General features: G+C 71.7%; 16 protein-coding genes. 7 read left to right on the top strand and 9 right to left on the bottom strand.

Translation table 11 applies throughout. The features are described from left to right. Nucleotides 1-72: 72 nt before the first annotated feature. A complete protein-coding gene (locus tag A8W25_RS30330) occupies nt 73-273 on the bottom strand; it encodes an SCO3870 family protein (protein WP_067167624.1) in 201 nt (66 codons plus the stop codon). Between the two features lie 238 nt (nt 274-511). On the opposite strand from A8W25_RS30330, the gene A8W25_RS30335 reads away from it, so the two are divergent. After that, on the top strand, nt 512-1,387 hold the full coding sequence (locus tag A8W25_RS30335; RefSeq protein WP_067167626.1) for an NAD(P)H-binding protein: 876 nt from the start codon (nt 512-514) through the stop codon (nt 1,385-1,387). Nucleotides 1,388-1,421: 34 nt separating this feature from the next. Here the strand turns inward: A8W25_RS30335 and A8W25_RS30340 are convergent, their stop codons facing one another. Beyond that, a complete protein-coding gene (locus A8W25_RS30340) occupies nt 1,422-2,000 on the bottom strand; it encodes a CGNR zinc finger domain-containing protein (protein WP_067167628.1) in 579 nt (192 codons plus the stop codon). A gap of 89 nt (nt 2,001-2,089) precedes the next feature. On the opposite strand from A8W25_RS30340, the gene A8W25_RS30345 reads away from it, so the two are divergent. After that, nucleotides 2,090-3,340 carry an MFS transporter gene (locus A8W25_RS30345; protein ID WP_079126534.1) on the top strand — a complete coding sequence of 417 codons (1,251 nt, stop codon included), beginning with the start codon at nt 2,090-2,092 and terminating at the stop codon, nt 3,338-3,340. Here the strand turns inward: A8W25_RS30345 and A8W25_RS30350 are convergent. Next, nucleotides 3,297-4,289 carry a TIGR01777 family oxidoreductase gene (locus A8W25_RS30350; RefSeq protein ID WP_067167629.1) on the bottom strand — a complete coding sequence of 331 codons (993 nt, stop codon included), beginning with the start codon at nt 4,287-4,289 and terminating at the stop codon, nt 3,297-3,299. The two genes, A8W25_RS30345 and A8W25_RS30350, sit on opposite strands and share 44 nt — an antisense overlap. A gap of 174 nt (nt 4,290-4,463) precedes the next feature. After that, entirely contained in the window at nt 4,464-4,937 is a 474-nt protein-coding gene (locus A8W25_RS30355) for an Lrp/AsnC family transcriptional regulator (RefSeq protein WP_067167631.1), read from the bottom strand. Between the two features lie 94 nt (nt 4,938-5,031). On the opposite strand from A8W25_RS30355, the gene A8W25_RS30360 reads away from it, so the two are divergent. The 3 genes from A8W25_RS30360 to A8W25_RS30370 are packed head-to-tail and all read left to right on the top strand — an operon-like array spanning nt 5,032 to nt 6,937. Continuing rightward, nucleotides 5,032-5,895 (top strand): TIGR03619 family F420-dependent LLM class oxidoreductase, encoded by an 864-nt coding sequence (locus A8W25_RS30360; protein ID WP_067167632.1) that lies wholly within the window; start codon nt 5,032-5,034, stop codon nt 5,893-5,895. Beyond that, nucleotides 5,892-6,320, top strand: coding sequence for a nucleoside deaminase (locus A8W25_RS30365; protein WP_067167634.1), 429 nt, complete (start codon nt 5,892-5,894; stop codon nt 6,318-6,320). Before A8W25_RS30360 ends, A8W25_RS30365 begins: the two co-directional genes overlap by 4 nt. 59 nt (nt 6,321-6,379) lie before the next feature. Then, nucleotides 6,380-6,937 (top strand): SMI1/KNR4 family protein, encoded by a 558-nt coding sequence (locus tag A8W25_RS30370; protein WP_199831874.1) that lies wholly within the window; start codon nt 6,380-6,382, stop codon nt 6,935-6,937. 40 nt (nt 6,938-6,977) lie between these two features. Here the strand turns inward: A8W25_RS30370 and A8W25_RS30375 are convergent, their stop codons facing one another. Both A8W25_RS30375 and A8W25_RS30380 read right to left on the bottom strand, forming a co-directional pair. Then, a complete protein-coding gene (locus A8W25_RS30375; protein ID WP_067167635.1) occupies nt 6,978-7,628 on the bottom strand; it encodes a response regulator transcription factor in 651 nt (216 codons plus the stop codon). Beyond that, the gene (locus A8W25_RS30380; protein WP_067167637.1) at nt 7,625-8,827 is read right to left on the bottom strand and encodes a sensor histidine kinase; all 1,203 of its coding nucleotides are present in this window, start codon (nt 8,825-8,827) and stop codon (nt 7,625-7,627) included. Before A8W25_RS30380 ends, A8W25_RS30375 begins: the two co-directional genes overlap by 4 nt. Nucleotides 8,828-9,005: 178 nt before the next feature. On the opposite strand from A8W25_RS30380, the gene A8W25_RS30385 reads away from it, so the two are divergent. Continuing rightward, nucleotides 9,006-9,521 (top strand): YceI family protein, encoded by a 516-nt coding sequence (locus A8W25_RS30385; protein ID WP_067167639.1) that lies wholly within the window; start codon nt 9,006-9,008, stop codon nt 9,519-9,521. Nucleotides 9,522-9,578: 57 nt separating this feature from the next. Here A8W25_RS30385 and A8W25_RS30390 read toward each other — a convergent pair whose 3' ends face one another. Together A8W25_RS30390 and A8W25_RS30395 are read right to left on the bottom strand one after the other, a co-directional pair. Beyond that, the gene (locus A8W25_RS30390) at nt 9,579-10,004 is read right to left on the bottom strand and encodes a carboxymuconolactone decarboxylase family protein (RefSeq protein ID WP_067167640.1); all 426 of its coding nucleotides are present in this window, start codon (nt 10,002-10,004) and stop codon (nt 9,579-9,581) included. Continuing rightward, complete coding sequence (locus A8W25_RS30395; protein WP_067167642.1) at nt 10,001-10,666, bottom strand: class II aldolase/adducin family protein; 666 nt, start codon at nt 10,664-10,666, stop codon at nt 10,001-10,003. The genes A8W25_RS30390 and A8W25_RS30395 overlap by 4 nt, the downstream gene beginning before the upstream one ends. Before the next feature lie 132 nt (nt 10,667-10,798). On the opposite strand from A8W25_RS30395, the gene A8W25_RS30400 reads away from it, so the two are divergent. Beyond that, on the top strand, nt 10,799-11,185 hold the full coding sequence (locus tag A8W25_RS30400) for a MerR family transcriptional regulator (RefSeq protein WP_199831875.1): 387 nt from the start codon (nt 10,799-10,801) through the stop codon (nt 11,183-11,185). Between the two features lie 63 nt (nt 11,186-11,248). Here the strand turns inward: A8W25_RS30400 and A8W25_RS30405 are convergent. Then, a partial coding sequence (locus tag A8W25_RS30405) for a PQQ-binding-like beta-propeller repeat protein (RefSeq protein ID WP_234386659.1) occupies nt 11,249-12,767 on the bottom strand: 1,519 nt, incomplete at its 5' end.

Here is a 12,767-nt window from a genome sequence, read left to right on the forward strand (position 1 = left end):
GGCGGACGGCGTGTGACGGGGATGGGGCGGCACCGCTGCGAGCCGGGGCATCGGCGCTTGTCCGCGTACGGCTCAGTTCGAGCGCGGCCGGCCGTCCCGGACCCAAGTCACCATGACCAGAGCCGCGGTGACGTACATCAGGACGCTGAAGGTGGCTACGGATTCGACGTACGGCTCGTAACCGTTCGCGCGCAGCTGGAACGTGAGGAAACCGAGCACGGTTCCGAGTGCCGCGAGTGCGACGGACATGGCCACGAACGGGACCTTCGTCATGGGTAGTTCCTCCAAACACGAGACGATTGATCCATCCCGAGACTACATGCATGACGAAGCTAGTTACGGGGAACAGTCGCGGACGGTGGATCAGGCACCAAACCCCCACGCCCCATTCACCAGTTGACCGCGCGGCACGGCATCAAGCGCGTCAAAGCCGGTTCGCCCTCCGAAGCGACTGCGTACACGCGAGGCCCTAGAGTGCGAAGGGCCAGTGGAGTCCACGAAGGGACACCCGATGACCATCGCGGTGACCACACCAACCGGACACGTGGGATCACGCGTGGTGCGACTGCTGCTTCAGGCCGGCGTCCGCCCCCGCCTCCTGGTCCGCGACCCGGCCCGCCTGGAGGAAGAGACCCGCTCGCGGGTCGATGTGCGCCAGGGCGACCTGACCGACGCCGCGTTCGTCCGCGAGGCGGTGGCGGGGGTACGGACCGTCTTCTGGGTGGATCCCACACCCCACACCACGGCCGACCCGATCGAGACCTCGCTGCGGACCGCCGCGCCGTTGATCGAGGCCGCGCGGGCGGGCGAGGTGGGCCGAGTGGTGTTCCTGAGCAGCATCGGCGCGGAGAAGCGGCACGGGGTCGGGCACATCGACGCCCTGGCCGGGATCGAGGAACAACTCGACGCCACCGGAGCGGACGTCCTGCATCTGCGCTGCGCGTACTTCTTCACCAACCTCCTGTTCGACCTCGAAGGACTCGCCCAGGGGGTCCTGACCACCGCCTTCGATCCCGGCCACCCGATGCCCTGGGCCGATCCGCGCGACATCGGCGACGTGGTCGCGGCACGGCTGCTGAACGACACCTGGCACGGCCGGGTGGTGCAGGCCGTGCACGGGCCGGAAGACCTCTCCTTCCACGAGGTCGCGCGGATCCTCAGCGCGGCGCTCGGGCACCCGATCCGGCTCCACCCCGTCAGCGACGACGCGACGCGGGACGCGCTGCGCGCCGCCGGGCTGCCTCCGTCGGCGGTGGAGGGCATGGTCGGTATGACCGCCGGATCGCGCGGCCTGGTACCCGAGCAGCCCCGCGACCTGCTCACCACCACCCCCACCCCGCTCAGCGCGTGGGCTCACGCCCAGCTGCGTCCGCTGCTGGAGAAGTGACGAGGGCCGACACGGTCACGGAAACGGCGCGGTGTCAGCCGCCGCCCTCCTTACGGGCGCGGAAGGCCGCGGCTTTGGTGCGGTTCTGGCAGGCGGTGGAACAGAACTGACGGGCGGCGTTGCGGGAGGTGTCGACGTACACGCGGTCGCAGCGCTCGGCCCGGCACACGCCCAGTCGGCCGGCGAGGCCGCCGCCCACCGCCAGGGCGAGCGCGGTGGCACAGCTGGCGCTGCTGCCCGCCGCGAACGAGTCGTCCGGGCCGTGGAAGTGCATCTGCCAGGGCTCGGCCCCGACCCGGTCCAGCCGGGGCCGGGCAGCGGTGTCGCGCAGCAGGGCGTTGACGGTCTCGGCGGCGGCGTCCTCCCTGCCGTCCTGCATGGCCTGGAAGACGTCGCGCATGCGCTGAGCCGCACCGGTCAGATAGGCGGCCTGTTCGGCGTCAATGGCGCGCGGAAGCGAGGCCGCGGTGCGCGGAACGGCGGCGTCGATCGCGTCCGCCAGCTCTGCTCCTCGCGGCGCGCTGTAGGGGCGGCCGCGCGCCTGTCCGTCGGTCAACGTGTTCACGAGCGATACGGCTTGGTCGAGCAGCACCGCGACGTGACTGTCGAACATCACTTGACCAGTCACTCCTTCGATGGTTAGCGTCATCGACGTCAGTGACTGACATTACTCGATTCGACAGTTACGTGGGGGTGGCGGCCATGCCGCGGACCGTATGGCTGCTGGTGGCAGCCCGGGCGATCAACCGGCTGGGCGCCTTCTCCCTGCCCTTCCTGACGGTCCTGATCAGCACCGACTTCGGCGCGAGCACCACCACGGCGGGCCTGCTCTCGGCGGCCTTCGGCCTCGCCACGATCCCGTCCCGGCTCGCCGGGGGCCATTTGGCGGCGCGCCTCGGGCGCCGCCGCACCATCGTCGTCGGGCTCACCGGCTGCGCCCTCGCCCAACTGGGCATCGCCGCCGCCGACTCCCTGGCCGCGGTGGCCTTCTTCGCGATCCTGCTCGGCCTGGCCTTCGAGCTCTACGAACCGCCGAGCCAGGCGATCATCGCCGACACCGTCCCCGCCGCCGAGCGGGTACGCGCGTACGGCCTGCTCAACGCGGCGCTCGCGGCCGGCGGCACGGGCGCCGGCCTCATCGCGGCCGGTCTGGGCCGCTACGACCTGCGCTGGCTGTTCGTCGCCGACGCGCTCACCTGTCTGGCGTGCGCGCTGACCCTGCACCTCGCGCTGCCCGCCGACCGCCCTCGCCCACCGGCCGGCCACCACCGCGATCCCGGTGTACCGGCCCGCCCCTGGCGCGACCGTGCGCTGTGGGCGATGTTCGCGTCCGGCACCGCGTTCGCACTCGTCTCCATGCAGATCGTCATGGCCCTGCCGCTCACCCTGGAGCGGCGCGGCCACGAGGCCGCCGACGCCGGGCTGCTGTTCACCACCTCGGCCGTGACCGTCATCGCGGCCCAGCCCGCCCTGCGGCTGCGCCGCCTCACCGCGCTTCCCGCCCCGGCGGCCCTCACCGTCGGCTACCTCCTGCTGGCGACCGGTCTGGCCGGCTACGCCTTCGCGCACAGCCTGCCCGCGTTCCTGATCGCGACCGCCGTCTGGAGCCTGGGCGACGTGATCATCCTGGGCCGGGCCATCAGCGTCGTGGCCGACCTGGCCCCGCCCGGCACCAGCGACCGCTACCTCGCCGCGTACGGCATCAGCTGGGGCATCGCCACCACCGCCGCCCCCGTCACCGCCACCCAGCTGCTCGAACGCACCGGCGTCACGACCCTGTGGGCCGCCACCGCGATGCTCGGCCTGGCCCTCGCGGCCGTACAACTCCTTGTCGTCAAACCCCTCATCGAGGACACCAGGACCCCCCGGCCGGCTACCGGCGGCACCGCCGCGGCCTCCGCCGCAACCTTCAGCGCCCACTCGACCGGACCGGACGCGGATTCCGCCCCCTGACACCCTTGCGGCCCTCCCGCCGACGCTCGGCGAGGTCGCGGGCGGCGTCCGGCCACTCGCCGTGGTCGAAGGTGAAGCCCGCGTCGAGGAGGCGGCCGGGGACGACGCGACGGCTCTTGAGGAGGAGCTCGGTGTCCGAGCGCAGGACGAACGCGCCGAGTTCGGCCATGCCCTTGGTGGCGGGCAGCCCCACCGGGACCCGCCAGGCGGCGCGCAGGCCACGCATGAAGGCGCGGTGCGGAAGCGGGGCGGGGGCGGCGAGGTTGACCGGGCCGGAGATGCCGTCGCGCTCGACCAGGAACTGGACGGCCCTGACGAAGTCGTCCTCGTGGATCCACGACACGTACTGCGCACCACCCGCCACGGGCCCGCCGAGGCCGAACCGCACCATCCACGACATCACGTCGAAGACACCGCCCCGGTCAGGGCTCATCACCATGGCGGAACGCAGGGCGACCTTGCGCGTGTGCGGGGTGTCGGCCTCCTGCTGCGCCTGCTCCCAGGCCTTGGCGATCTCGACGCTGTAGCCCCAGTACCCCGGGACGCCCGCTTCGGCGCCGCCGATCACGCCGGTGGCTTCGTCGTGCGGTGCGTCGTAGCGGTGGGCGTAGACCGTGGCGGTACTCATCTGCAACCAGAGCCGGGGAGGCCGGGCGGCGGCCTCGATCGCGCGGCCCACGGCCTGTGTCGAGCGCACGCGCGAGTCCATCATGGCCTGCAGGTTGTCCGGGGTGTAGCGGCAGCTGACACTGCGGCCGGCCAGGTTGATCACCACGTCGCTGCCGTCGATCTCCTCGGTCCACGGCCCCGTACTCTCACCGTCCCAATAGACTTCGCGCTCGTGCGCGGGCCGTCTGGTGACGATGACCACCTCATGTCCGGCGGCGGTCAGAGCGCGGTCCAGCACAGCACCGACCTGTCCGGTTCCGCCGGGAATGACTACCTTCATCGCGTTCCCCTTCTCCGTTGCACTGAGAGTAGAGCAGGAGTTGAACACGTTCAAACGGGGGCGGTCTGGACCCGTCCGCCGGTCGTGCGGTTGATCCGGTCGATCCGGTCGATGCCGAGCAGGACGACACTGTCCGTAGCGGTGCCGGTGACTCCCCGAGCACGGCCAGGGCTCTCAGAGCGCCCCGGCATCCCCGGGAGGCACCCCCGGCCCCCGAAACGGCAGCGGCCGGCTCAGGACGAGGTTGGTGGTCGTGCTGCCGAACTGCGCCAGGGTGTCGACCAGTTCCTCCAGGTGGGCCATCGACGTCGTCGCCACCTTCATTACGTAGCAGTCGTCCCCGGTCGTCCGCAGGCACTCCAGCACTTCCGAGCGCTCCGCCAGCAGCCGGCGCAACGGCTCGTGCCGGGTGCCCGGGCCGGGGTATTTCAGTCTCACCACCGCCAGCACCCCATAGCCGGTCCGCTCCAGATCCACCTCCGCCCGGTACCCGGTGATCACCCCGGTCGCCTCCAGGCGCCGCACCCGCTCCTTCGTCGCCGACGCGCTCAGGTTCACCCGCCGTGCCAGTTCCGTGAACGCGATCCGTCCGTCCTGCTGGAGTTCGGTCAGGATCGCCCAGTCCGTCGCGTCAAGACTCTCGGTCATCCGCCCAGATTACCGGCGAATCCACGGCTGAACCGCCCCTGAACAGGCGGGAATCCCTTCAGACGGCCGATGCGCCCTGGCTAGGCTCACCGTCGTGAAGATCGGAGTGAACGTCCCCAATTTCGGCCCCGGCACCGACCCGGGCATCCTGCGCAGCTGGGCCCAGACCGTGGAGGGCCTGGGCTTCGACCTGCTGATGGTCTCGGACCACGTGGCCGGCACGCCCGACGTCGCCGAGCGCTATCCCGCACCCTTCTACGACCCTTTCACCACCTTGTCCTGGCTGGCCGGTCTCACCACCCGCGTCCGGCTGGGCACGACGGTCCTCATCGCTCCCTACCGCCACCCCCTGCTCACCGCGCGGATGGCGGCCAACCTGCAGGAGCTGAGCGGTGGCCGGCTGGTGCTCGGGGTGGGAGTGGGCTGGGCCCGTCAGGAGTTCGCCGCGCTCGGCGTCGCGTTCGAGCAACGTGGCCGCCTGACCGACACCGTTCTGCGGGACATCCGGGAGGCCTGGAAGGACACCGCGTCCTACGGAGACGGGAAGATCCCCGTGTGGGTCGGCGGCAACAGCGACGCGGGGCTGCGCCGCGCCGTCCGGCTCGGGGACGCCTGGCATCCCCTGCGCAACACGATGCCGTGGCTGCGCGACGCGGCCGCCCGGCTGAGGGAGTACGCGGACGAACAGCGGCTCCCCACCCCCGCCCTGGCCCCCAGGATCGCCCTCAGCCTCACCTCCGCACCCGTCAGCGGGGAGCAACGACTCGCGGGCGAGGGAACGATCGACCAGATCATGGACGACCTCGATCAACTCCGCCTGCTGGGTGCCGAAACCGTCGTCCTGGACCCGTACGACGGCGACCCGCGCCAGACCTGCCACCCGCAGCGGGGTTGGCAGGCGCTCGCCACGGTGGCCGCACACCTCGACCAACCCCACACCGGAACGGAACAACCATGACCCACCCCGACGACCACACCCTCCTCCGCCGCGCCATCGCCCTCGCGGCCGAGGCACGCGCGCACGGCAACCCGCCCTTCGGCTCCCTGCTGGCGGGCCCGGACGGGACGGTGTTGGCGGAGGCGTACAACACCACCCTCACCGACAAGGACATCACCGCACACCCGGAGCTGAAACTGGGGAAGTGGGCCGCGCGGGAGCTGGACGCGGCCACCGCCGCGCACACCACGATGTACACCAGCTGCCAGCCGTGCGAGATGTGCCGGACCGTCATCCAACAGGCGGGCCTGCGCAGGGTGGTGTTCGCCCTCTCCGACGACCAGCTCCTGGACATCAGGCCGTCCAGCGGCCGGCCGCCCGTACCGCAGGACGGCCCCGCGCTGCTGGAGGAGGTACGGGCCGTGGTCGAGCCGTACTACCGCTGACCCTCTAGGCTCTGGAACATGGGGGACGACGGCGGAGACAGCCAGGAGAGGGTTACACGGTGAGCGCGAAGGTGACCGCTGTCGCGGCGGTTTGGGAAGACATCGAGCGGTGGTACGCGGCCCAGGGCGCCGCGCATCTGATCCTGCCGCCGGCCACCGACGAGCAGATCGCCTCGGTCGAGTCGACGCTCGGCCTCCAGCTCCCCGAGGAGGTGAAGGCCTCCCTGCGGAGGCACGACGGCTCTGCCGACGGAGGCTGGCCCAAGGGCAGGCTGTTGTCCTGTGACGGCATCCTGAGCGAAACCGCCGTGTGGCGGGACCTCCTGGCCGACGGCACCTTCGACGACCTCAAGGACTTCCACTCGGGTGGCAAGGCGCTCAAGGCGGGCTGGTGGAACACGGGGTGGGTCTCCGTCGACGCCGACGGCGCGGGAAACGGCTCGGTCCTGGACCTGGCGCCGGGGCCCGAGGGGAAGGTCGGCCAGGTGATCGACATGGATCACGAAGTCGGGCCGAGCGGGCCCATCGCGAGCGACTTCGTCGGCTATCTGACGGATGTCGCCGCGCGGTTGGAGGAGTTCTCGGTGGTCGACGGGGAGTACGTGGAGGAGCGGTAGCCAGGGATGCCCGGAACAGGCGCGGACAGGGTCCGGGTCGCTACGGGCCCACGATCCCCGCGTCGTGCGCGAGCAGGCCCGCCTGGGTGCGGTTGGCGCAGTCGAGTTTGTCCAGCATGCGCGACACATAGCCCTTGATCGTGGCCTCGGAGAGGAACAGACGGGCCGCGATCTGCGCGTTCGAGAGGCCCTCGCCGAGGCCGGTCAGGACCTCGACCTCGCGGTCGGTGAGCGAGGCGACCAGGTCGCGGGCGCGGTCGCGGGCCGAGAGGCTGTCCGTGGAGGCGGCGATGAGCCGGCGGGCGGCGGAGGGCGAGAGGACGGTGTGCCCCTGGGCGGCCGTCCGTACGAGCCCGATCAGCTCCTCCGGCGGGGTCGACTTGACCAGGAAGCCGGACGCCCCGGCCCGCAGCGCCCGCAGCACGTACTGGTCGGCGTCGAACGTCGTCAGCACCACGATGTGCGGTGGCCGCGCGAACTTGGTGATGTGCTCGATGGCCGTCAGCCCGTCCATACCCGGCATGCGCAGGTCCATCAGAACGACGTCCGGGCGGCCGCGCCGGACGGCCTCGACGCCGGACGCGCCGTCGTAGGCCTGGTCGACTACCTCCAGGTCCTCGGCCGAGTCGAGAATGGTGCGCAGGAACACGCACACCATGGGCTCGTCGTCGACCACCACTACGCGTATCACGCCCGTACCACCGGTTCCGCGGTCGGGACGTACGCGGGCAGCGTCGCCTCGACGCTGAACCCGCCGTCGGGGCTGGGCCCGGCGCGCAGGGTGCCCTGGACGAGTTCGATGCGCCGGCGCAGATGCGCGATGCCCAGACCGGAGCCCGTGGCCGCGAGGGCGCTGCGGGGGCTGCCGGTCGGGGCCGTGTTGTGGACGGTGATGCGCACCCGTGTCTCCTCGTACCGCGCCCGCACGGTCACCCGCGCGCCGGGCGCGTGCTTGCGTACGTTGGTCAGCGCCTCGCGCAGCACGCGGTAGGCGGTGCGGCCGACCACCGGGGAGGCGAGGGCCGGGTCGCCGTCCTCGATCAGCTCGGTGGGTGTGCCGACCGCGACGGACTCGGCGACCAGATCGGCGAAGGCGGCCACCGAGGGCGTGCTGTCGCCCTCGGGCGCGGTGCCCAGGATGCCGACCAGGTCGCGCAGCTCTTCCAGGGCCTGGCAGCCCGCGGCGCGCAGTTCCTCCGCCGCCTGCCGGGTCGGCTCGTCCCGTGCCGTCACCCGCAGCGCTCCGGCCTGCAGCACCATCAGGCTCACCCGGTGGGTGACGACGTCGTGCATCTCCCCGGCGAGCCGGGCGCGCTCCTCGGCGCGGGCCTGTTCGGCGAGCAGGTGGCGTTCGCGCTCGGCCCGTTCGGCCCGCTCGACCAGGGCCAGGACCATCCGCCGCCGGGCGTCGAAGTACAGGGCCAGCAGCGGCCCCACCGCGGTGCGCAGCAGCCCGATCGTCATGACGCCGGCCGACGGCTCCCAGGGCCGCATGATGACGAGGGTGAAGACGGCGAGTACGAGGAACGCGGTGCGGCGGTTCGTCCCGCAGAAGAAGGGACCATAGGCGGCCACCACGGTCGCGAAGGGCGCCCATACGTTGGTGCCGCCGGCGGGCGTCAGCGCGCCGACGGGTGAGATCAGCAGTGTCAGGGCGAGCGTGAACGCGCCGAGCACGCCGACGACGGCGTGCGGGGACACGCGGCGGAAGGCCAGCGAGGCGCAGGCGAGCGCCTGCACGCCCAGCATGACCCAGGCGAGGGCGCCCGGGTGGTCCGGCCACCAGCTGAGGCCGGTCAACGTGGCGCCGGTGTCGAGCAGGACGGCGGCGACCGCGATCGCCACGTCCACGGCCACCCGGCGCCGACGGTCGCACGGTCCGTCAGTCATGGCGCTTACGGTAGGGCATGCGTGCAGCCGCCCCTGCCGCGCCCGGAACACACCCTGCTTCCGACACGTGGGGACCCTACGAAAGTCGTATGCCACCCGCGACGACCAGCCGTTCGTCGCTCCGGGAGCCGACCGCCCGCCCTGCCGGACCGCTGTCGCGCTGCCGTGGAATGAGGCCATGGACGCGACAGACGAACCCACCACGACGGCTCCCCGGCTCGGTCACTACACGATCAGCACGGACCGTTCGTCCCTCACCTTCACCAGCCGTCACCTCTTCGGCCTGCTGCCCGTACGCGGCACCTTCGCGATCGGCACCGGCACGGTCGACGTGGCCGAGCCGCTGTCCGAGTCACGGGTGCGCGTCGAGATCGAGGCGGCGAGCTTCAGCACGGACAACGACCGGCGGGACACCGACGTACGCTCGGCACGGTTCCTGGACACCGACCGGCACCCGCTGATCACCTTCACCGCCGAGCGGGTGGACACCACCGCCGTCTCCGGCACCCTCACCGCGTGCGGGATCTCCCGCCCCGCGACCCTCACGGTCGTGCACGCGGAGATAGGTACGGCCTCGTTCACCGTCCGCGCCACCGCCCGGGTCGACCGCACCGACTTCGCGGTGACCGCTGCCCGGGGGCTGGCGGGACGGTACCTCGATCTGACGCTGCACGTCACGTGCGTACTGGCCTGACGTCACGGGAGATGTACGACCTCGCCGGGCAGACGCCCGGAGTGACGCGCCCTTCGGTCACACTTCGTCACCGCCGTCGCCGTTGTCGCCGCCGTCCTCCGGCGGCAGGAGTTCGGCGACGATCTCGGTGCCGAGTGCGTACGCCGGCACGCCCGCGGTGATGAGCGCGGTCTCCGCGACACCGATGAGCTCGGCGATCGTGGCTCCGGCGTGGAGTGCGCCCTGGGCGTGGATCCGGGCCGGGTGTGCCCGGCCGAGAGCCAGCAGCTGCCCGAAGTGGACGAGCTGCTGCACACGCCCGCCCAGCGGGTTGTCGGTCAGCACGATGTGGCGCAGCGCCGCGATCGCCTCTTCGGTGGGCAGCCGCCCGAACTCCTGGGCCAGGCGCAGCCGCTCCTCCACACCGCCGGGCACGGCGCCGAGGGTGGCGCGGTACCGGTCGCGTACGGCCTCCGTACGGGAGGCCAGGGTCTCGTCCGTCATGACGCGACCCGCGCGATCGCGGCGCGTACGGCCTCCTGGGCGCCCGGGGGGAAGTCCACGGCGCCGCCGATCGCCGCCGCGGCGATCTCGGCCTCGGCGCTCTCCTCGATCGCCACCACGAGGTGGGCGGTGGCCGCCGCATCCGGGCCGAACACCAACAGGCCGTGGTTGGCCAGCAGGGCCGCGGCCGTCGTCGGGCGCTGTTCCAGGACGTCGGCGATGCCGCGCACCGACACATCCGATCCGCGGGGCCCCCAGGGAACCACCGGAACCTCCTCGGCCTGTCCGAAGCGCAGCATCGGCTCGGTGCGGCAGGGCAGCGGCCGGTGGGCCACCGCGAAGGCGGTCGCGGAGGGCGAGTGGGTGTGGATGATCGCGCCGACGTGGGGGCGGGCCCTGTACACGGCGCTGTGCATGGCGATGATCTCGGAGCTGACGGACTGCAGTTCGCCTTCGAGGACGTGCCCGTCGAAGCTGACGGTCGCCAGGTCCTCGGGCCGCAGCCCGTGGACGAACCCCGGCGTCAGCAGAAGGCGTTCGCCGTCGAGCCGGGCGCTCAGGTTGGCGTGCCCGGAGTGGGACATCACCCCGGCCGCGAAGAGCTTCTCCGCGGCCTCCACCAGCTGGTCGGCCCGCTCTTTCACCACATACGTATCGCTCATACCGGCACTCCAAGTGTGCTGCCAGCGGCCGCTCGTTCGCCGCTGTCCACGTGCCGACCACTCTTCAACTTGAACTAAGGTTCAAGTCAAATGCCGGGACCGACGAGGAGCGCAGGGAGCGGAAACGTGCGGATGACGATCGGCCGACTCGCCGAGATCACCGGAGTGCCCGCCTCGGCCATCCGGTACTGGGAGCGCCATGGCCTGCTGCCCGCGCCCGAACGCGAGAGCGGGCAGCGGCGTTATCCGCCGGAGGCCGCCGAGCGCATCACGGTGCTGCGCAAGTGCCAGCAGGCCGGGCTGACCCTGGTCGAGATCAGCGAGTTCCAGCGGGAGCAGCCGCACAGGGAGGCGATGATCCGCGCCAAGATCAGCGAGATCGAGCAGCGCATGGTCGATCTCGGCCACGCCCACCAGCTGCTGAACCACGCCCTCAAGTGCAGCGAGGAGGACATCGTCAGATGCCCGAAGTTCCGCGAGCAGATGGCCCAGTGGCAGACGCCCGACCCAGCGCCGTGAGCTGCGTGTACGGGCCTCGCCGGGTACCCGGCGAGGCCCGTCACCGTCCGGTCGGCCGTGTCGTCACTTGCCGAAGGACAGGAGCGTGCGGTCCTTCCGCTGGGCCGTCGGGCTCATGACCCGGCCGTTGAGCAGGAAGAACCGGCCGCCGGACCAGACCATCCGGGGGCTGAGGAAGAAACCGCGTTCGGTGGCCGCCGCCGCCGCGGGGGTCTGCAGCACGATCTGGGGGGCGCCGCCGGTGGCCGCGATGGTGGCGACCGCGGCGGAGTCGTTCGGTCCCTGGCCCGGCTGGACATACACCACGGCCTTGCCGCCCTCGACCGCCAGCGGCCGCATGGCGCGGCCGTGCGGCTCCTTCGTACGCCACTTCTCCTTGCCGGTGCCCAGATCGACGGCGACGACCTCGTTGGTCTCCGGCTCGCCGAGCACCGCCCCGCCCGAGCCCGCGGTGCCCAGGTAGAGGGTGGCCGCGTCGGACGCGGCGAAGGTGCAGGCGTGGAGGTCGCCGCTGCCGTCGCCGAAACCGTCGCAGGCGCCGGTGACCTTGAACTTCGGCTCGACCTGCCAGCGGACCTTGCCGTCCGGCGCGAACGTCGTGATGTTCCACGTCTTGGTGTCGCTGTTGTGCGCGGCGACGACCAGCGGCTCCGTGGCGAGGACCCGCCCGATGGTCCAGCCCGGCGCGTACTTGTAGTTCCACTTCGACTTGCCGGTGGCCGGGTCGAGTTCCTCGATCAGCTGCTGCTGCCTGGTGGAGCCGCCGGTGCCCGAGCACAGGCCCACGCCGATCAGCCGGGTGCCGCCGCCGACGCTGTAGGGGCTGCACCCGAGGGTCTTCCACGTGCCGAAGAGCCTCTTGCCGTCGACGGCCGAGAAACCGCTCGCGTAGGCGCTGTGGTTGACGGCGACGGTGTTGCCGGTGACCGCGACCCGGAACTCGTTGGTGGTGTCGAACTCGTTCTCCTGCGGCACCTCGATCTTCCAGCCCACCTTGCCGCTGGCCACATCGATCTGCTGGAGGTACTTGCAATGGGCGCGTGCGGTGTTGTTCTCCAGAGTGGCGACGACCAGCTTGCCCTCCGCGGTCGGCGTGCGCGCGGCGCCGCACACGGGCGTCTCCAGCGCCACGCTCCACTTCAGCGCGCCATCACCCACCGCGTGCCCGGTGACCTCCTTGTACATGGTCCTGGCCACGATGTCGCCGAGCCGCCACGGGCCGAGCTGCTGGCCGCCCGCCGAGGTCAGCTGGGTCGTGTTCTCGCGCACCCAGATACGTGCCTCGCCCGCCTTGATCCCGTCGTTGAACCCGTCGCCGCCGCTCGCACCGCCGTTGCCGCTGCCCGTGCCGTCTCCGAGGTCGGCGGAGGCGGACGCGGAGGGCGTGGCGCTCTCGCCTGCCGACGCGGTGGGTTTGGCGGACTTGCCGTCGTCGCCGGAGGCGAGGTACACGCCCCCGCCGATGACCAGGAGGCCCGCGACCGCGGCGGCCACGATCACCATCGGCCTGCGGTGGAAGGGGCCCTGGCCGCCGTTGCCCGATGGCGCGGGCGGAGGCGTGGGCGGGGTCTGGGGGTACGGC

Origin of the sequence: Streptomyces sp. ERV7 (assembly GCF_001653515.1) — a bacterium.
Lineage (GTDB): Bacteria > Actinomycetota > Actinomycetes > Streptomycetales > Streptomycetaceae > Streptomyces.

Excerpts from the sequence above, each read along its gene's own strand:
- A8W25_RS30345 (WP_079126534.1), top strand. The coding sequence starts at position 2,090 with ATGCCGCGGACCGTATGGCTGCTGGTGGCAGCCCGGGCGATCAACCGG.
- A8W25_RS30355 (WP_067167631.1), bottom strand. The coding sequence starts at position 4,937 with ATGACCGAGAGTCTTGACGCGACGGACTGGGCGATCCTGACCGAACTC.
- A8W25_RS30400 (WP_199831875.1), top strand. The coding sequence starts at position 10,799 with ATGACGATCGGCCGACTCGCCGAGATCACCGGAGTGCCCGCCTCGGCC.
- A8W25_RS30350 (WP_067167629.1), bottom strand. The coding sequence starts at position 4,289 with ATGAAGGTAGTCATTCCCGGCGGAACCGGACAGGTCGGTGCTGTGCTG.
- A8W25_RS30340 (WP_067167628.1), bottom strand. The coding sequence starts at position 2,000 with ATGTTCGACAGTCACGTCGCGGTGCTGCTCGACCAAGCCGTATCGCTC.
- A8W25_RS30335 (WP_067167626.1), top strand. The coding sequence starts at position 512 with ATGACCATCGCGGTGACCACACCAACCGGACACGTGGGATCACGCGTG.
- A8W25_RS30330 (WP_067167624.1), bottom strand. The coding sequence starts at position 273 with ATGACGAAGGTCCCGTTCGTGGCCATGTCCGTCGCACTCGCGGCACTC.
- A8W25_RS30395 (WP_067167642.1), bottom strand. The coding sequence starts at position 10,666 with ATGAGCGATACGTATGTGGTGAAAGAGCGGGCCGACCAGCTGGTGGAG.
- A8W25_RS30385 (WP_067167639.1), top strand. The coding sequence starts at position 9,006 with ATGGACGCGACAGACGAACCCACCACGACGGCTCCCCGGCTCGGTCAC.
- A8W25_RS30365 (WP_067167634.1), top strand. The coding sequence starts at position 5,892 with ATGACCCACCCCGACGACCACACCCTCCTCCGCCGCGCCATCGCCCTC.
- A8W25_RS30390 (WP_067167640.1), bottom strand. The coding sequence starts at position 10,004 with ATGACGGACGAGACCCTGGCCTCCCGTACGGAGGCCGTACGCGACCGG.
- A8W25_RS30380 (WP_067167637.1), bottom strand. The coding sequence starts at position 8,827 with ATGACTGACGGACCGTGCGACCGTCGGCGCCGGGTGGCCGTGGACGTG.